We start from the raw sequence: 18031 nt of genomic DNA on the forward strand, positions 1-18031 counted from the left end.
CGAACTAGCGAGAACCAAGACGTGGATGGCCGGGACAAGCCCGGCCATGACGACGAAAGGGTTTTGAGGACACGATGGGATTCAAATGCGGTATCGTTGGCCTGCCCAATGTCGGCAAGTCGACGCTGTTCAACGCGCTGACCGAGACGGCAGCGGCGCAGGCGGCGAATTATCCGTTCTGCACCATCGAGCCGAATGTCGGCGAAGTCGCCGTGCCTGATCCCAGGCTCGACAAGCTGTCAGCGATCGCAGGTTCGGCGCAGATCATTCCGACGCGGCTGACCTTCGTCGATATCGCAGGGCTGGTGCGCGGCGCTTCGAAGGGCGAAGGCCTCGGCAACCAGTTTCTTGCCACCATCCGCGAGGTCGATGCGGTCGCGCATGTGGTGCGGTGCTTTGAGGATTCCGACATCACCCATGTCGAAGGCAAGATCGCGCCATTGGCCGACATCGAGACCATCGAAACCGAACTGATGCTCGCCGATCTCGACAGCCTGGAGAAGCGCGTCGACAATCTCACCAAGAAGGCCAAGGGCAACGACAAGGACGCCAAGGAACAGCTCGATCTCATCAACCGCACGCTCGTGCTGCTGCGCGAGGGCAAACCGGCCCGGGCGCTGGAGCGCAAGCCGGAGGAGGAGCGCGCCTTCGGCATGCTCGGTCTCCTGACCTCGAAGCCGGTGCTGTATGTCTGCAACGTCGAGGAAGGTTCGGCCAAGGAAGGCAACAGCTTTTCGAAGCAGGTGTTCGACCACGCCATGAAGGAAGGTGCGGTGGCGGTGGTGATCTCGGCCAAGATCGAATCCGAGATCGCGACGCTGTCACGCGACGAGCGCGCCGATTTCCTGGAGACGCTCGGCCTGGAAGAGGCTGGCCTCGACCGCCTGATCCGTGCCGGCTACCAGTTGCTCGACCTCATCACTTATTTCACGGTCGGCCCGAAGGAAGCCCGCGCCTGGACCATCCACCGCGGCACCAAGGCGCCGGCGGCCGCCGGTGTGATCCATACCGATTTCGAAAAGGGCTTTATCAGGGCCGAGACCATCGCCTATGCCGATTACGTCGGGCTGAACGGCGAAGCCGGCGCCCGCGACGCCGGCAAGCTCCGCCTGGAAGGCAAGGAATATGTCGTCTCCGACGGCGATGTGATGCATTTCAGGTTTAATACTTGAGCAGTCGGTGTGCGTGCCCGGACGCTGCGCAGCGCGTTAGCGGTGCGCTGCAGAGCCGGGGCCCACACCCGGCGTGGGTACCGGCTGAGCGGAGCAGCGTTACACGCTGCACCGCGTCCGGGACATGAGGTTACCGCATCCCGCCTTGATCGCGGATCGCGCCGAGATGCTCGTTGATGCGGAAGACGATCAGGATGAATTCCGCGGCGATGCGCGAAAACACCACGCCGACCACGACGCCGGCGATCGAGGACAGCAGCAGGATGAATCCGCCGAACGGGCTGATCGCCATCGCCGCAAGTGCCGAGAAGATCCCGGACAGGCCGAACAGCACGACCAAGCCGATGACCAGCCAGTAGAAAGTCTTGATGATCGTGGGGGTGATGAAGCGATCCCACTGAAACAGATCCTGAAAATCCAACATCGATCGTTCTCCGGCGAGTCACAAGCCTGATTCCAGACGGCACACCGCTAGCCCCGAAAATTGCTTCGAGCAAGTCGGGTGAGATCGCCCTCGGGCGGTACTCGCCCGTGGCGAATGAGCCATGCGGGTGGGCGGGTTGAGATTGCCGCAAATAACGGCCACAATCGGGCTTCTCCACCACGATCCTCAATCCATGAACACACTCACATTCGAAGATTTCACGCTCGGCCATTTCGGCACGTTCGGACCGCGCCACGTCACGCGCGAGGAGATACTGGCCTTCGCCGCCGAGTACGACCCGCAACCGATGCATTTGGACGAGGCCGCCGCCAAAGCATCGATGCTGAAGGGGCTGTCCGGTTCGGGCTGGCATCTCGGCTCGCTCATGATGCGGATGCTGTTCGACGGCTTTATCGGCCGCACCGCCTCGCTCGGCTCGCCCGGCGTCAACGAGATGCGCTGGCTGGCGCCGCTGCGTCCGGGCGACGACCTGACGCTGGATGTGAGCGTGGCGGAGGCCAGGATTTCCCGCAGCCGGCCCGAGACCGGCATCGTGACCTTCAAGGGTACGATCCGTAACGCGGCCGGCGTGGTGCTGTGCGAGATGGAGTCCCCGATCATCGTGCGCCGGCGCCTTGAAGCAGGAGCGGCGTAGCGATGCGTTTCTTCGAGGACATCGAGATCGGCGCGAAACGCGAGTTTGGCTCGTTCACCTTTACCGCCGACGACATCAAGCGGTTCGCCGCGCAGTTCGATCCGCAGCGCTTTCACCTCGACGAGGAGGAGGGGCGCAAATCCCTGTTCGGCGGACTGGCTGCATCGGGCTGGCACGTCGCAGCGGTATGCATGAAGCTCCTCGTCGCCGACGGCAAGCGATTGACGACCGAGGCTCTCGCACGCGGGGAGAAGGTCGCTGTGTGGGGGCCGTCGCCGGGTTTTCGCGAACTGCGCTGGATCAGGCCGGTGCTGGCGGGCGATATCGTCAGCTTTTCCAACCAGGTCGAAACCAAGCGGACCTCGGAGAAGCGCCCGGGATGGGGCATCCTTCAGGCCCGCAATACCGGCATCAATCAGCGCGGCGAAGTGGTGTTCTCGTTCCTCGCCACCGCCTTCGTGCCACGACGGAATGCGGGTTCCTGAGAATCGTGGCCTAAGATCAATTCGGCCCATCCAGCGAAACATGGTTAGCGAATTGTTTCGTTAGTGCTTCGTAATCCATGGCACCACGAAACCGAATTTTCGCTAACGCATTTTGAACTTTCTGCCTGCCAAATGCGTCTCAGGGGAAGTACCGAGGGGATGAAAATGGCAGATCACAGCGGCCTGAAATTCGTCGGCTTTGTCTTCGCAACCGTCACGCTGGCGGTGATGCTGACCGCCGGCATGGTGGTGAAATCCTACGCGGACGGTGTCTACACGATCGAAGATACCGCGTTCGTCCGTCACTAGTTTTCGGATCGAAAACGCAGACGCTGAATCGAGAAAGATTCAGCGACTCCAGATCAGCGTCATCGCCACCACCGCAAGCGTCAGCAATCCGACGAAGCGGATCACGATCGTGCCCATGCTGTGGGACGATTGCCGCAGCGGCATTGAATCCATGTTGTCTGGCTGAACGTTCTGAACGTTTTGCATCGCCGCTGTGTCCTTGAAAATGGTGCCTGCTGTCGCGTGAAGACATCCGTCCTGGGACGCGACTGTGCTTATAGGGTTCAGATCGAACACAGCCAAACAAAACCGCCGCGCTTCCGTGCGGAAGGCGGCGGAGTGTTAGATTTTTGCAACGATCGAGTTAGGCGTTGCGCAGGCCGTCGGCAGCGCGCTTCCACTGCGTGACGTTGTCGGCGATCATGCGCGTCGACTTCATCGCAGCCTGGCTGAGCTGGGCGTAGCCCGAGATCTCGCGCTGGACACGCTGGCCTTCGGCATGCAGCAGGTCGCGGAGGCTTTCGAGTTCGGAAATCAGCTTCTCGATTTCCGCAAGCGACGTGCCGGCGACGCGCTGGATCAGCGAGTTGACGTTGTTGACGGTCGCTTCCGCGTTGGCGTCGAGTGGCACAGCGTCGGGCGCCACGGCGGGCCGGCGCAGATAGGCGATGTCGTTGCGAACGAAATCGCGGATGCCGGCCTCGACTTCCGATACGGCAGCGAGATCGTTGTCTACTTCCGGGGTCTCATCAATCTGTTCCGGACGAATGGTGGCGTTCATCGGCTATTCCTCTGTTTCGCTTTCAGGCGAGCGCGGACGTCCCCCGCACGACGAAGTGGAGCGGGTCCATCTGTCCCGCCGATTTTGGCCGCATCTGGGCCAATCTGCGGCAATGGTCGATCATTCTCGCGCGTTAACCATTTGGGTTCGAAAACCCTGTCAAATCAGCCCGATTCGCTGCTACCAGCTACGTTTGAAGCCGGCGCTGAGGCTCTTGCTCGCGGCGCCGGAGGGCGTTTCGCCGATCGAGCCGGAGATGGTGACGCCGTCCAACAGCTTCTGCTCGGCGCCAAGCTTGCGCAGCCACTTGTCGTCCGAGGTCGACAGCGTCTGGCCGGCGATCAGGCTGGTGCCGGTATCGGCGATGCTGAGCCGCGCCGACTGGTCGGTCTCATAGCTGCGCACCGGATGGCTGATGATGCCGGGCACCGGCACGATGCCCTGCTGGATCAGGTTGTAGTCGTTCTTGAGCGTCAGCGAATATTGTTCGCTGAGCAGCAGCGATTTGCTCAAGGAGGTCCCGAGCTTGCTCTGCTCGGAGCCGGGATCGACGCGGGCTTCGACCGCGGTCTTGTCCCAGATCGAGGCCACGCCGGGCGCCGTGATCGCCGCCCAGGCGGTGCCCGAGGATTCCGGCAGGCTGCCGCCATTGGCGAGCCTTTCCGAAAGCTGTTCGGACGTGGTCGCGATGCCTTGCCGTGTAACCGTCATGTCGGCGCCGATGCGCGTATCCCAGAACGGCGAGATCGATTGCTTGACCGACACCGCGGCGGTGCCGTTCGGCCTTTCATTGGCGGACCATGAAGCTTCCGCGTTGGCCGCAGCCCTCGCGGCGCTTCCTTTCGCTACCAAGTCGCTGAGGGTCGATGCATCGACATTGAGCTGGCTCCAGTCGAGCTTGTCGACGTCGATGTCCTTCATGATGTCGGGATCGTTGACGCTGGGTGCCGCCTCGGCCTCTTCGGCCTCCTGCATCTCCGGCTCGTCGCTGGTTGGCGGCGTTTGTGCCGTTGCCGCCAGCATCCATGCCGAACTTACACCGGCCACCAGCACTGGCAGCCGCGCCCAGCCACATCGCATTTTCGGAATCATTGCCCGCCCGCATTCCAACTCGCGCCTAGAATGCGTTCGCTCTGTTGCGAAATTATGGCGGGGTTCTCGTCAGTGCTGTCGATGTGGCGCAGAAGAAACTGAGGGCTTGTCATTCCGGGGCGCGTGCGAACCCGGAATCTCGAGATTCCGGATTCGCACTTCGGGCGCCCCGGAATGACAGCTCGCAATCGCTAGATCGGCTCCGCGCGCCGGCCGGTCAGGATCGCGGCGACGTCGCGTTCGAGCAGTTGCTGGACCAGGTCGAAGGTATCGATGATTTCCCTGATATGGCTGATCTTGCCGTCGCGCAGCGTGTAGAAGCCGGCGATGTCGAACTGCACCATGCGCTGGTTGATGCTCTTGCGGAAGAACACGCGGATGAAAGCGGCTGCCTTGTCGCCCTCGCTGACCAGCATCGGCACCTCGCAGCGCAGCTCGGAATAGCGTGCGCGCACCGCATTCCACATCTCGCGCAGCTCAGCCTTGCCGCGGCGATGGCCCATATGCGGCAGGATGTCGATCGGGGCGTTGGCGAGGGATTCGACGTCGTCGGTGCAGCGCTCCAGCGCGCCCTCGACGTCGCCGGAATACAGGACGTTGAGGAAATCCAGCACGCGCTCGCGGTTCGATCCCTCGGTCATTCGCCCACCTTACCTGCGTTCGGCTCTTGCGACCGTTCCCATTGTGAACGGAACGGCAGAAATCACAATCAGAAGGAACTAAAGTATCCGTTGCCTTGGTTTCGAAATGGTTCACTACGACGAGCCATGCGGCGGGCAGGAGGGCGAAAGGGGCGGTATCCTGCTGCTTTCCGAACGCCGCTTCCGAATGCCGACAGGACCGCTGCGGCGATTGCGTCAAAGGCCCGTTGTTGTCGCCGCTCTCCGCGCTGAACCGGCTTTTGCCGCCGCCGACAATGCATGCCGCCGTTCTGCACGGAACGACCAGCGCCAGCGTTATTTCTTTTTTCGAGAGGAGGATCGGGTGACCTCGATCAGCCCGCCTTGTCGGCCGAAGCAATCGCGGACGTGTCCATCCACATCGCTCCCAAAGCATGGCCGTCGGGATCAGCGAGGTCGCGGGCGTACATGAAGCCATGGTCCTCTACTGGATTGATATCGGCGGTACCGCCATTTGCGGCGGCTGCGCGATTCATCGCATCGACAGCGTCGCGGCTGTCGCACGACAGAGCCAGCATCACTTCGCTCGACGTCTTTGGTGGGATGGGGCGGCTCGTAAAGGTGCGCCATTTGGCATGGGTGAGCAGCATGAACTTGATTGCTTCACTCCACACCATGCACGCAGCCGTCTCGTCGGTGAGCTGAGGATTGTTCTTGAAACCGATGGATTGGTAGAAAGCCATGGAGGCCTTGAGGTCGGTGACCGGCAGGCTCACAAAAATCATCTTGCTCATCATCCTTTCCTTCTGTTGGGATGCCAATCCCCAGCGAGTGGCGCAAACGGCGATAGTCCCTGCTTAAAGACGATTGAAGGCCCGCCGAACCGACACCGCATGTTGCATTTTTCTGAAATTCCAACGGTCAAGCTCCAATGTCTTGGATTCTGCACCTGGCCAAAGCAGCGTGAGGTTCGTTCAGGGTCAACAGCGCCAGTTTGACTGGCGACGTGTCACTTCCGGTCTCCCCCGATCAGCAGACGATATCTGTGCCCAACCGAACTTCGCCATCGGGCCACAAGCAGAGATTGCGCTTCATGAGTTCGGGCCCTAGTCTGAGCTTCGGCAGGACACGTGGTCGAGAACGGAGGGGGCGGACATTTCGGTAGATCGGGGTGTGGCGCGGTTTGGCGACCGTCTCATGATGGGAGCGCGTCGCTAGGCGCACTGTATTCACAGCGCGATCACTTCGCAGCATTCGATAGGGTTTCGAGCACAATATGCGCAGAGCTTCTGCTGTTCTTTTGATAGTGTTCTTGATGTTCATGCAAAACGCTCTGGCCCAGCCTCTCACCGTCGACCCAGAATCCATCGTTCCGTTGCCGGACGAGTTCGACATGGAGACGCCGGCGCCAGACGTGCCGCCCGAGATTGCGCGCTTTCAGGGAGCCTGGATCGGGACCTGGCGCAACGCCGATAATGTGGCGTGCTTCTATGTCTGATCGTCTTTCCGATCGACGACAGGAGCCGCTCAAGTGAAGCGAGCAAATGAGTCCGCAGTTGGTCAAATCCGGCGGTCAACGCAACGAATCGTGTCCGGTCTCCCGCAGACAGCCGACACGGTGGTGGCTCATGCGTTGTTCGGCTCGGATCACTTCATAAGTGCGCGCGAGCACCATCGGGGATGTCGAACCCCTGCTATTCGATTCGAATTACGCGACGCTTCATTCGGCTAACTTTGTGAACTACGTCACATATCTGGCCGGCGATCGAATGTAACGTGTTGGTGCAGGGCACGGGCTGAATTCGATCGACAACGCTAACGCGCCGGATGCACCAACAGCATCCTCGGCGGTCCGTCCATAGTGGAGGGGGCATGGTCGATGCATCGGTAGCAAAGCGACTCGTCCAGGCCATCATCGACAATCTGCCGGAGCCGGTCCCCGGGAAGAGGCCGGTTCACACCATCGGCATCGGCGTGAAGGGCGAGTTCGTGGCGTCGGACGTGGCGCGCACCTATTGCATCGCAGAGCACTTCAAGGGACAGCCCGTTCCCGTGTCGGTGAGATTCTCCAACGGATTGGGAGGGCTGGAGCAGCATGATGGATGGTCCGATGTTCGGGGAATGGCGACACGCTTCCACCTGCCGGACGGCAGGGGAACTGACCTGATCGCCACGACGCTGGGCGAATTCTTCGTCCGCAATGTCGAAGACTTTTTCGAGTTCGCCGACGTCGCGAAGCTCGAGAAGTATGAAAGACGAGCCTGGTGGCGGAAGCTTGGGGACCTTCTGCAGCTTAAGGTGCCTCCTCGCAACCCGTACCCGAACGAAACCGTGAGTGTCGATGCGGGAGCGCTCCGTTACGCTAATCGGCACCGGTTCGCCCAGTTGGGAATATTCCAGGTCAGTCTGATCGGCGCCCCGGTGAGCTATGCCCGCGCGAGCTATCACGCTGTCCATACCTTCTGGGTGACAGGTTCCGACGGAGCTCGGCGCCCCGTTCGCTTTTCCTGGCAGCCGGTTGCAGGCGTTCGCAACACCGATCCCAAAGCCGTGCCGCGCGACAAATATCTGTTCGAGGAGCTCAAAAACCGCCTGCGGCGATGGCCGGCCCGATTCATGCTGATGATGACAATCGGCGAAGCGGGCGATGCGCTCGACGATCCGACAAAGCCCTGGCCGGGGACACGAATCCGGGTCGTCATGGGTACCCTCACGCTTATCAAGGTGGCGGAGGATCAGGAAGCGGATGGCGAACGCATCAGTTTCAATCCCTGCCGTCTCGTGCCCGGCATCGAGGTCTCCGCGGATCCCATCCTCGAGGCTCGCCTGGGCGCCTATGAAGTCTCGCGTGAAATGCGCGGCGGGTGTCCCTTCAGGTGGAGGTAGGTTGATGCCAGGTGACGAAGGTTTGCTCGATCGTGTTGTGGACTGGTTGCCCAAGACGCTCGTGTTCAAGCGCGTGGCGTCATGGACCTTGGTGCCTCTCTGGGCGCGGTTGACGCCGGTGAAGCCTCTGCCCGGTGGCCCCCATTTGTCGTTTCAGCACGGTGACAATGTCCAGTGCATGATGAATCTGATCATGCCGCTCAAGGTTAAGTCGCCGATCGGACGAGCGGAAGCCGCGCTGGCGATCGCGCAAAACAAGGATGCGATATTTGCCGGATTGAACAATGTCGGCACGGTGCACTTCGCGCGCTTTGTCATTGTCGGCGACAATATTTGCATGTTCTCCGTCTATGACGGGGATTTCACCAATTACATTCGCGATTTCATCGCCACGATCGGCAGCGTGTTCAACGCCGTGGTCGAGCTCGTCGAAGGAGGAGATGACGTCATCCCTTGCGAGGAGAATGTCGAGGCCTTCATCCAATGGGTGCACGAGCGCGACCTGTACCAGGTGCCAGACACCGCCACCGATTTTTTGAGAGACCAGGAAGCCTTGAATGGAGAAGGGGCCGTATCTGGCAATGACGATCTGACCCTGCTTCCGCGCAAACTGGTCCTGCAGCTTCGCGCCAACGCCAACGTTTCGCTCGGCAGCGGCTACCGGGCCTATCCCGGATTCTCGGTGGCTCAGGTCCGCAAGCAACTGGGGTTAGGCTGGTGAGTGCTATGTTCGATCTCGCTGATCTGCAGGGCAATATCTTGCGTGGCTACACCAAGAAGCCGCACGTGCGCTACCTCATCCTGGAAGTTGCCGATCCCATCGCAGCCCGGCGTTGGCTAGCCGCCTCGGTATCCGGCCGCAGCGACGGCGTTCCGCAGATCACGACCGGGAACTGGGGGGCAAACAGGCCGGACACCTGCTTCAACATTGGCCTGACCTACGAGGGATTGCGCGCCCTCGGCACGCCGAGCGCTTCGCTTGAAATGTTCCCGAACGAATTCGTCGAAGGCATGACCGCTCGCGCCTGGAAGCTCGGGGATGTCGGGCCGAGCGCCCCGGAAAACTGGCCAGCTCCCTTCAATGAGCCCAAGCGGATTCATCTCATCGCGACCATCTACGCCGAGAACGTCGAGCAGCTGGACGAAATCCAGGAGCGCGCCCTCACCGATGGAAGGGCCTTGAGGCTGCTCGCTATACGCGAGGGCTGCAGCTTCCCAGACGACGTCGTTCACTTCGGGTATCGCGACAACATCACGCAACCGAGGTTCGAGGGGGTTCACGACCCAGAGCGGTACCCCGACAAACAACCCAGGGCTCCGCTCGGCACCGTGTTGCTGGGGCATCCGACAAACCTGGAAGGTTTGAAGTGGCGCGTCCCCCTGCCCGCAGCGTTGGGACACAACGGCACCTTCAACGCCTTTCGCGTGTTGGAGCAGGACGTGGCAGGCTTCGAAAAGTATCTCGATCGCGCAGCATCCGATTTGCTCGAGCACCCGCAAGTCGAGGAGTTGCTGCCGCACGGCGCTGAAGAGAAAATCGGCAAAGGCCTGTCACGTCGCGCGGCTTTGCGCGAGATCGTCGCCGCCAACCTGTGCGGCCGGTGGCGCGATGGCACGCCGCTGGCACTGTCCGCGGATGCACCCGATCCCAAAGCCGATCTGACGGACTTTGACTACGTCGGCGAGTCCCGCTGCCCCTACGGAGCCCATATCCGGCGATGCAATCCGCGGGGCGGGCAGATCGTGCAACGCGTGGCGAACAACAGTCGGCGCCTTGTTCGGCGCGGCGTGCCCTATGGACCGGCCTATGATCCGGCGAAGCCTGGTGATCGAGACGAGCCGAAACGGGGCCTGCTGGGCAACTTCATCGGGGCGAGCCTCGGCGCCCAGTTCGAGGCCATGTCCTGCGACTGGCTGAATCTTGGCCTGCAGGATCCGCGCATTACCGGCTCCAACGACCCGATCGCAGGCGCCAATGATGCCGGCACGAGCTGGTTCGACTTGCCGCTCAAATCCGGCGGCTCGATCCGGTTGCGAGGATTGCCGCAATTTGTCCGGACGCGGGGCGGCGCCTATACGTTCCTGCCGAGCCTCTCGGCGATCCGTTTTTTGGGATCGCCGACGATATGAGTCGACCAAACAGGCGAGGACCATTCGGCGGCCCTTGTACGGCGTGATTCACTAGTTCAACACTCTCACCAGGTCATCAGCCTCGCGCAGATCGCGGGAAGTTTCCGCGGAGGAAAATTTCGCCCGGGTCGATATCAGCAGGTCTCGTGCTTCGGCGCGTCCGGATGCGCTCCCGCCGGCGCTGACCAAGCGCGCGATGCTGATCGCCGTGCGCAATTCCCAACCGACCGCTCCGAGCTTCCTGGCAGAGGCAAGCGAGCGTCTGAACAAGCGCATGGCAGCCCGGTCGTCTCGCGATGGTTCGCGACACAGCAGCGAGCCGTGGATCCGATAGATCTCGGGAGCAGCCCAGCGCTCGCCGGTTTGCTTCACCAGAGCCTCAGCCGATTCAGCGAAGCTCCGAGCCCTTTCTATCTGCCCGATCCGCCCGAATTCTGTGGCGAGCAGAATTCGATAGAGCGGCATCTGTATGCACCGATTCTCGGCCGGTAGTTTACCGAGCAAGCCGCATAATTTTTCGAGCACTTCCGGCGCGGGGCCTCGTGCCGCCAACGCAGCGGTCGCCCACAATGGGCCGATGACCTGGTACATCGGATAGCCATACTCATCGGCGACCTTCAGACCGCGCTTTACGCTGGCAAGGTTAGCCGCAAGATCGCCCTCATACCAGTGATCGGAGACGCCAAGAATGGAGGCAAAAGCCAGCATGAACGGGTGCCCGATCTCATTGGCGAGCTGCCGCGCCGTCACGCAGCACTCTCTGGCCCGGCCTGGTCGGCCCAACAACCATTCGATGTGTCCGGAATAGACGAGCGATACGATCAATGGATCATGCTGATAAGTCTGGACCAGCTTGCCGTGCTCACGCGGATTGTAGCGAGCGCTGACCAGAGCCGCGAGCTCACTCGCCTGCTCCAAACGACCGAGAAAGAAATTGGCGATCACGGCAGCGGTGTAGGCCATGAGGGCAGCCTCGTCGTCGCGCCACTCTTCTGCCCGCCGGACGAAATCCTGCGCGCGTTCGAGGCCCTTGGTGAGCTCGCAGTTGACCAGCTTGGCTATGGTACTTCCCCACAGCACCGTCGCCTTCTCGCGAATGGTGCCATGGCTCACGCAAAGCTTGAGTGCACGACTGTAGGGACCATAGACGTTCGGATCGGACCACCCTGCGTTGGCGGTGTACGCCATCGCCAAATTGGATTGCAGCGCGATTTCAGCCTCGAAGCGCCGTGGTGACGCCGGCATCTTGGGTATCAGCGAGAGGCCTTCGCGAAGATGAGCCACGGCCTCCTTGGTGGCCGAGCGGCGGAGCGCGGATTTGCCTGCCTGAAGCCAGGCCTCGATCGCTTCCGGAATATTGCCTGCGCGTGCATAATGATAACCGAGCACCGCGGGCCGGCTGCTCTCCTCGATGGCGGCTTCCTGGAGCAGCCACGATGCGACGCGCGCATGGAGCTCACGCTTCTCTTCGTTGAGCAACGAGGAGTAGGCGACTCCCTGTATCATCGCGTGCTTGAACGTGAAAACCGTACCTTGAGACTCCTCGCTACGATACACGATCCCGGCTCTCTCGAGCGCCCGCAACGCGTGTTCAAGCGTTTCGCCTTTACCTGGAAGCACGCTGAAAATGCCCTCATAGTTGAAGCGCCTTCCGAAAACAGAGGCGATCTGAGCGACGCGCTTGGCAGAACCGAGACGATCAAGGCGCTCCATCAGTGAATCTTGAATACTTGACGGCACCAGAGCTTCCGGCAACTTGCCGCTCGGCATAGGGCTCTCAGCGGCCAGCAGGACTGCACCGGAATCGACGACGGCCCGCGTAAACTCCTCGACAAAGAGTGGCACGCCGTCAGTTCTTTCCACGATTTGGCTCGTAATCCGGCGCGGCACGAAATCGCTGCCCGCGACGGCTGCGACCATCTGCTCGCATTCATGGACTGCCAGCTTTTGCAGAGCAATCCGTCGAATTGCCGGGCCTGACAACCAGTCGGCCCTGTAATCATCGCGATGCGTGATCAGGACCATAAGCCGCTCGCCAGGACAGTGAGCTATCACGCGTACCAGCAGTTCGATGGAGGTCGGGTCCATCCACTGGACGTCCTCGACGATTACGAGGACCGGCCCCTTGCGCGAGGCGGCGACAAGAGCATCGACGAGCACCTGAAAGCCACGCTCGCGCTCCGAAGGAGATCCGAAATCCGCGGGCTCGTATCCCGAGCATGCGGGTATCGACAGCACCGCTCCGTAGTAACGAAGCGCCGGCTCGACATCGGTGACGGCTCTTGCCAAAAGCGAACGCAATTTTGCCAATGCGAGGTCAGGGTCGTCGGTCTCCTGGATGCCGGTCGCGCGCGTGAGCCGCTCGATTTCCGGGGCAAGCGGCGTGTTGACGTGGAACGGCGAACATTGCAGCGACAGAACATCACGTGGAGACGGATCAAGGGAACTGCGGAACTGGCGGATCAAACGTGACTTGCCGATGCCGGGTTCGCCGGAAATAACGCCAACTTGCCCCGAGCCGGCGAGACTCTGCTGCCACATCTCGGCCAGCAATGCACTTTCGCTGGTTCGATTTATCATTGGGCCAAGCGGCGACCTCCGCGCGCGGTCGAACCGGCTTTCGCTGGAGGCAAGAGCCTCTGCACGCCAGGCTTCGACCGGCTCCTCCACGCCCTTGAGCGGTCGTCTGCCAAGCGGCGCGTAGCTGAACGTTCCGCGGGTCAGCTCGTATGTGCTCGAACCGACCACGACGCCGTTCTCGCTGGCGAGCCCTTGCAGGCGGGCAGCGACATGTGCCGAGCTGCCGAATACCTCCCGTCGATCAGGGGGCTCGCCGGGCACGCTGCCGACGACGACCACCCCGGTGTTAACCCCGATGCGCACGCCCAGGCGAACGAAGCTACCGTCCGACAGCAGAAACTTGTGTTCCTTGATCGCCGCGGCAATCGCCAGAGAGGCGCGGACCGCGCGTTCAGGATCATTTTCATGGGCTTGCGGGACGCCAAAAAATGCGAGCAACCCGTCACCAATCATTCTGGCGATATGACCGCCGTAGTGGCGAATTTGCTCGTCGCAGATATCGCGGTAAGTTCTGATAACCGCGAAGAACTCCTCGGGATCGATCCGCTCACTCAGGGGTGTCGAACCGACGATGTCAATAAATGCCACGGTGAGCTGCCGGCGTTCGGCATGCAGAGCTTCATTCTCGACATTCAGCGGCGCCTGCGTCCGCTGAAGTCCGCCCGAACGATCGGGCTTTGGCTCGCTGCTCATGACCCACCGTGTTCAGTTTCTGCCGTACCTGCCGCGAGTCAAGATAGACGGCGAGCCGCATCCGGTTGACGCTGCCGCGCGGCCTGCGCTCGGGCAGGTAGTTCCGTGGATTGAACACCATGTGCTCGCAGTCGTACAGCCCATTCTACGACAGGCCTTGGAATGGCCATGCTTCCAAGCCTTCGCCACGCTCACCGTCTTGTCTTGAAGGCCGCCAGCGCTAAGCGAATTCGCAAGACGCCTTGATCGCGGACGCGATGCCGCATTCCCGGCTGCCTTGCCTTGGGCCAATCTGAGCAGCGAGCCAGCTTCCTCCTGCGAGGGCTGTCGTATATGAGAGATTTGCCACCGGAACATGCCTGATGTCTCCAGAGTTGATGGTGGCGGCGGTGAGTCAATCCAACGATCGCGATGTGACACGTGATCGACGCAAGCGTGGACAAGGCATTTCAACCGGGGGCATGGCATGGTGAATCGAATTTACGTGGCGCAATCCGCTGTGGCGATGCGGCGTCGGGGGCCTCCCGGTCTTATCACGCTCGCTGCGATGGCCATGCTGACGGCGCTGACCGCAGATGCCGCGGCGAGGCAGGCGCGCCCTTCGGCCCCCACCGAGGCGACGGCGCCGCGCGAGGCCGGCGAGCCGATCATGGCGATCGTGTCGATCAAGAGCCAGCAGGTCACTTTCTACGACGCAGACGGCTGGATCCTGCGCGCGCCGGTATCGACCGGCACGACGGGACGCGAAACGCCCGCCGGCGTCTTCGCCATCATCGAGAAGAACAAGGACCACCGCTCGAACATGTATGATGATGCCGAGATGCCGAACATGCAGCGGATCACCTGGAACGGCATCGCGCTGCACGGCGGACCGCTGCCGGGGTACGCAGCCTCGCACGGCTGCGTGCGGATGCCCTACGGATTTGCGGAGAAGCTGTTCGACAAGACGCAGATCGGGATGCGGGTGATCATCTCGCCGAACGACGCAGCCCCGGTCGCGTTTTCCCACCCGGCGCTGTTCATGCCGAACAAGGAGGCCATTGTGGCTGCTTCGGCGCGCGCGGAGACGCTTCTCCGCGGGGCCGCGGAGGCCGCCACGACAGCCGACGAGGCGAAGCAAGTCGCCGCGACGGCGGCGCGCGAGGCAGCCGCGCTCACGGCGTCGCTGCGCAAGCTGGAGCGGCTCAAGCCCCGCGCCGATGCCGAGCTCGCGTTCGCCGACAAGATGCTTGCCGCCGCAAAGGCGGACCAGGCCAGGGCGCGGGCCGAGGAGGCGAAGCAGAAGGCCGCCGCCAAGGCTGCCGACGCAGGGACGCAGCTCGATGCTGCCAGGGCCGACGTCACACCGAAGCGCGATGCCGCCGCAGCCGCAAAGGACGCCGCCAAGGCAGCGGAAACCAGGAAGACTGACGCCGCCAAGGCGGCGAGCGAGGCGAAGCTCGCGCTTGAGCCGGTTTCGGTCTATATCAGCCGCGCAACGCAGAAGCTCTACGTGCGGCGCAACACGCACAAGCCGCTGCCGGACGGGGGTGAGATGTTCGATTCGAGCATCGAGGTTCCGGTTACGATCCGCAATCCCGACAGACCGATCGGCACGCATGTGTTCACGGCCATGGCGCCCAACAATTCGGGCCTGCGCTGGACCGTGGTCACGATCGACCACGGAGACGACGCCAAGGGCGCGCTCGACCGGATCACCATTCCGCAGGACGTGCTCGATCGCATCGTCCCGACCGCATTGCCGCGATCGTCGATCATCATCTCGGACGAGCCGCTGAGCAGCGAGACCAACTATCGCACTGAATTCGTCGCGGTGCTGAGCAACCAGCCCCAGGGCGGCTTCATTACGCGCCGGCCGACGACGCCCGATGTCATTGCGAGCGACGAGGGCTGGAATGACGACGGCTTTGGCTTCTCTTCACAGGGCAATTCCTACTGGCAGCCCGGCTATACGCGCCGGCGCGGCGGCCAGTACTATCAACCGATGCAACCGCGCTGGTGGTGAGACGCTGGCACGCTGACCTTGGGCAGGGGCGGTTGTCGCGAGCGCGCGAAGCGCTCGAGATAGAACGCAAACCCGCTTTGGGGACGCATTCCGGACCGGTCGAGATCAAGCGGCGTCAGGAACGGGGCCACAAGCAAACATTGAGATCACCTTGCCGTAATGCTCGCTGATCGAATTATCTCTGCGTATTTTTCGGTTTCTTGGGCGATAAACTTCTCGAATTGTGCCGGTGGACCTGGCATTGGAATCGCACCGAGCTCTGCGAGTCTTGTCTTGATGCCGGCGTCCTTCAGCGCTTCGTTGATCTCCTGGTTCAGCTTTTCGACGATGACCTCTGGCGTTCCCCTGGGTGCGCCCATGCCGAACCACGATCCTGCCTCGTAGCGAGGCACAGTATCGGCCGCGACCGCGACATCTGGCAGGTTCGCGGACCTGGTCGGCGTCGTCACCGCCAGAGGGATGAGCGTGCCTGCTTTGATGTGCGCGATGGACGAGGGCATTGGATCGAACATGGCTTGGATGCTGCCGTTCAAAAGATCGGCAAGGGCGGGTGCCGAGCCCAAATAGGGTATCAGCGTCAAGTCGATGCCTGCCATCGTCTTGAACAGTTCGATGGCAATGTGCTGTGGCGTGCCTTGGCCCGCAAATCCCACCTTGATCTTTCCGGGATTGGCCTTCGCATAGGCGATGAACTCCGAGACCGTCCTGACCGGAACGGAGGGATGCACCTCGATGACAAGGGGAACGCGGTATAGCCCAGCGACCGGCGTGATATCGCGTTCAAAACTGAAATCGATGGCCTCAAACAGCGTCGTATTTATCGTGTTGACCGGCCCGCAAATGAGAAGCGTATGCCCATCGGGCTCTGCCCTGACGACCGACCTGGTCGCGGCATTTCCGCTTTCGCCCGGCTGATTGTCGACCACGAACGGCTGGCCGAATCGTTGTGACAGCCACGGCGCAACGAGCCGGCCAGCGATATCGACCGGCCCGCCGGCGGGAAATCCGACGAGAAGTCGCACCGATCGTGATGGATAGATTTGAGCCGTAGCGATGCCGGGCAAGACTGGCGCCGCCATCGCGGCCAACGTCAGTCGCAAGAATTCTCGCCGTCGCAAATGCATATCATCCTCCGTGCCAGAGACATCCAAATAAAGATTTGTCAGGCCTTAAGCCATGATATGCTTGGAGTGATTACGATACTTTTTGGGTATGCCAGTGAACTTGCAACGCCTTAGGTATTTCATTGCGGTCGCGGAGGCCGGGCATATCACTCGCGCCGCCGAGCGGCTCGACATGCAGCAGCCTCCTCTCAGCCGACAGATCAGTCTGATAGAGCGGGAGCTGAACGTTCAGCTTTTTCGTCGCTTGCCCCGCGGCGTCGAGTTGACCAGCGCGGGACAGGCGCTATTCCGCGAAGGCAAGGCGCTGCTGGCTCTGCTTGATCGCGCGCTCGAAACAACTCGCCGTGCCGCGCGTGGAGAACAGGGCACTCTCCGCGTCGGCGTTGCACCTACGGCGCCTTTCAATCCACTGGTCCCAGTTGCCATCCGCACTTTTCGCGCAGGCTTTCCGATGGTTTCTCTGGTTTTGCAAGAAGGGTTGAGCAACGAGATCGTGGCACAGTTCGAGAATGAACAGATGGACGTCGCATTCGTGCGTGCGCCCCAACTCCACGCGGATGGCGTCCTCGTCACTCCGCTTCAGGAGGAGCCGCTGGTCGCGGCGTTGCCAAGCCGCCACGCGATGGCGACAAGCAGATCGAAGGTCGTGCCGTTAAAGAGTTTGGCGAATGACCCGTTCATCATGATCGGTCCGCCGGGTACTGGCTTGCATGATGAGACTGTCGCGGCGTGCCGAGAGGCCGGATTTGTTCCGCGTCTTGGCCAGCCTACGCCACGAATTACGTCGACGCTTGGCCTGATCGCGGCCGGCTTGGGTATCGCTCTCGTGCCGTCGACCATGCAGAGCGTACGCATGGCCGGGGTCGTTTATCGGCGCCTGCGTGAGACCGCTCCGAAGGCATTCCTTGGGCTAGCCTGGCGGCGAGACGACCCCTCGCCGGTGCTCAAGCAGTTTATCAATGTGGTTCGCAGTGAGGCAAAGCGACGCTCGGCGGTGTGATTTGATCTCTTCACTGGTGCCGAGTTGCAGTCAGGGAACCCGGGTTGCCGACCTGCGGTTTGTGCCCAGACAATGCCATGAACTTGAACAAGCCTG

At 61.6% G+C, this 18031-nt stretch carries 18 protein-coding genes; 10 read left to right on the forward strand and 8 right to left on the reverse strand.

What is annotated here, in order from left to right; translation table 11 throughout:
- The first annotated feature begins 74 nt into the window (after positions 1 to 74).
- The gene (gene ychF, locus HCN50_RS13200) at positions 75 to 1172 is read left to right on the forward strand and encodes a redox-regulated ATPase YchF (RefSeq protein ID WP_171710105.1); all 1098 of its coding nucleotides are present in this window, start codon (positions 75 to 77) and stop codon (positions 1170 to 1172) included.
- 130 nt (positions 1173 to 1302) lie between these two features.
- Here ychF and HCN50_RS13205 read toward each other — a convergent pair whose 3' ends face one another.
- Positions 1303 to 1596 (reverse strand): DUF4282 domain-containing protein, encoded by a 294-nt coding sequence (locus tag HCN50_RS13205; RefSeq protein WP_171710106.1) that lies wholly within the window; start codon positions 1594 to 1596, stop codon positions 1303 to 1305.
- Positions 1597 to 1789: 193 nt separating this feature from the next.
- Here HCN50_RS13205 and HCN50_RS13210 point away from each other — a divergent pair, with 193 nt between their 5' ends.
- The 3 genes from HCN50_RS13210 to HCN50_RS13220 all read left to right on the forward strand — a co-directional run bounded on the left by HCN50_RS13210 (position 1790) and on the right by HCN50_RS13220 (position 3045).
- A complete protein-coding gene (locus HCN50_RS13210) occupies positions 1790 to 2251 on the forward strand; it encodes a MaoC family dehydratase (RefSeq protein ID WP_171710107.1) in 462 nt (153 codons plus the stop codon).
- A 2-nt stretch (positions 2252 to 2253) separates the two neighbouring features.
- Positions 2254 to 2736 carry a MaoC family dehydratase gene (locus HCN50_RS13215; protein ID WP_171710108.1) on the forward strand — a complete coding sequence of 161 codons (483 nt, stop codon included), beginning with the start codon at positions 2254 to 2256 and terminating at the stop codon, positions 2734 to 2736.
- Between the two features lie 165 nt (positions 2737 to 2901).
- Positions 2902 to 3045, forward strand: coding sequence for a hypothetical protein (locus HCN50_RS13220; RefSeq protein ID WP_171710109.1), 144 nt, complete (start codon positions 2902 to 2904; stop codon positions 3043 to 3045).
- Between the two features lie 39 nt (positions 3046 to 3084).
- On the opposite strand, the gene HCN50_RS13225 is transcribed toward HCN50_RS13220, so the two are convergent.
- The 5 genes from HCN50_RS13225 to HCN50_RS13245 form a co-directional block, all read right to left on the reverse strand.
- Positions 3085 to 3231 (reverse strand): hypothetical protein, encoded by a 147-nt coding sequence (locus HCN50_RS13225; protein WP_171710110.1) that lies wholly within the window; start codon positions 3229 to 3231, stop codon positions 3085 to 3087.
- A 157-nt stretch (positions 3232 to 3388) separates the two neighbouring features.
- Positions 3389 to 3805 (reverse strand): hypothetical protein, encoded by a 417-nt coding sequence (locus tag HCN50_RS13230; protein ID WP_171710111.1) that lies wholly within the window; start codon positions 3803 to 3805, stop codon positions 3389 to 3391.
- A gap of 180 nt (positions 3806 to 3985) precedes the next feature.
- Positions 3986 to 4897 (reverse strand): hypothetical protein, encoded by a 912-nt coding sequence (locus HCN50_RS13235; RefSeq protein WP_376700283.1) that lies wholly within the window; start codon positions 4895 to 4897, stop codon positions 3986 to 3988.
- A gap of 191 nt (positions 4898 to 5088) precedes the next feature.
- On the reverse strand, positions 5089 to 5538 hold the full coding sequence (locus HCN50_RS13240) for a nuclear transport factor 2 family protein (protein ID WP_171710112.1): 450 nt from the start codon (positions 5536 to 5538) through the stop codon (positions 5089 to 5091).
- A gap of 353 nt (positions 5539 to 5891) precedes the next feature.
- Complete coding sequence (locus HCN50_RS13245; protein ID WP_171710113.1) at positions 5892 to 6311, reverse strand: VOC family protein; 420 nt, start codon at positions 6309 to 6311, stop codon at positions 5892 to 5894.
- Between the two features lie 482 nt (positions 6312 to 6793).
- Between HCN50_RS13245 and HCN50_RS13250 the strand changes: the two genes are divergently transcribed.
- The 4 genes from HCN50_RS13250 (at position 6794) to HCN50_RS13265 (ending at position 10533) form a co-directional block, all read left to right on the forward strand.
- Positions 6794 to 7015, forward strand: a complete 222-nt coding sequence (locus HCN50_RS13250) for a hypothetical protein (RefSeq protein ID WP_210264915.1) — start codon at positions 6794 to 6796, stop codon at positions 7013 to 7015.
- A 374-nt stretch (positions 7016 to 7389) separates the two neighbouring features.
- Positions 7390 to 8403 carry a catalase gene (locus HCN50_RS13255; RefSeq protein WP_171710114.1) on the forward strand — a complete coding sequence of 338 codons (1014 nt, stop codon included), beginning with the start codon at positions 7390 to 7392 and terminating at the stop codon, positions 8401 to 8403.
- Complete coding sequence (locus HCN50_RS13260) at positions 8366 to 9124, forward strand: hypothetical protein (RefSeq protein ID WP_171710115.1); 759 nt, start codon at positions 8366 to 8368, stop codon at positions 9122 to 9124. The genes HCN50_RS13255 and HCN50_RS13260 overlap by 38 nt, the downstream gene beginning before the upstream one ends.
- Before the next feature lie 5 nt (positions 9125 to 9129).
- Positions 9130 to 10533, forward strand: a complete 1404-nt coding sequence (locus tag HCN50_RS13265) for a Dyp-type peroxidase (RefSeq protein WP_171710116.1) — start codon at positions 9130 to 9132, stop codon at positions 10531 to 10533.
- A gap of 51 nt (positions 10534 to 10584) precedes the next feature.
- Here the strand turns inward: HCN50_RS13265 and HCN50_RS13270 are convergent, their stop codons facing one another.
- The gene (locus HCN50_RS13270) at positions 10585 to 13806 is read right to left on the reverse strand and encodes an ATP-binding protein (RefSeq protein ID WP_171710117.1); all 3222 of its coding nucleotides are present in this window, start codon (positions 13804 to 13806) and stop codon (positions 10585 to 10587) included.
- A gap of 466 nt (positions 13807 to 14272) precedes the next feature.
- Here HCN50_RS13270 and HCN50_RS13275 point away from each other — a divergent pair, with 466 nt between their 5' ends.
- A complete protein-coding gene (locus HCN50_RS13275) occupies positions 14273 to 15811 on the forward strand; it encodes a L,D-transpeptidase (protein WP_171710118.1) in 1539 nt (512 codons plus the stop codon).
- Positions 15812 to 15957: 146 nt separating this feature from the next.
- Here HCN50_RS13275 and HCN50_RS13280 read toward each other — a convergent pair whose 3' ends face one another.
- Positions 15958 to 16935 carry a Bug family tripartite tricarboxylate transporter substrate binding protein gene (locus tag HCN50_RS13280; protein ID WP_171710119.1) on the reverse strand — a complete coding sequence of 326 codons (978 nt, stop codon included), beginning with the start codon at positions 16933 to 16935 and terminating at the stop codon, positions 15958 to 15960.
- 94 nt (positions 16936 to 17029) lie between these two features.
- On the opposite strand from HCN50_RS13280, the gene HCN50_RS13285 reads away from it, so the two are divergent.
- Positions 17030 to 17935 carry a LysR family transcriptional regulator gene (locus HCN50_RS13285; RefSeq protein ID WP_171710120.1) on the forward strand — a complete coding sequence of 302 codons (906 nt, stop codon included), beginning with the start codon at positions 17030 to 17032 and terminating at the stop codon, positions 17933 to 17935.
- Positions 17936 to 18031: the final 96 nt, after the last annotated feature.

It is taken from the genome of Bradyrhizobium archetypum (assembly GCF_013114835.1).
Taxonomy (GTDB): domain Bacteria; phylum Pseudomonadota; class Alphaproteobacteria; order Rhizobiales; family Xanthobacteraceae; genus Bradyrhizobium; species Bradyrhizobium archetypum.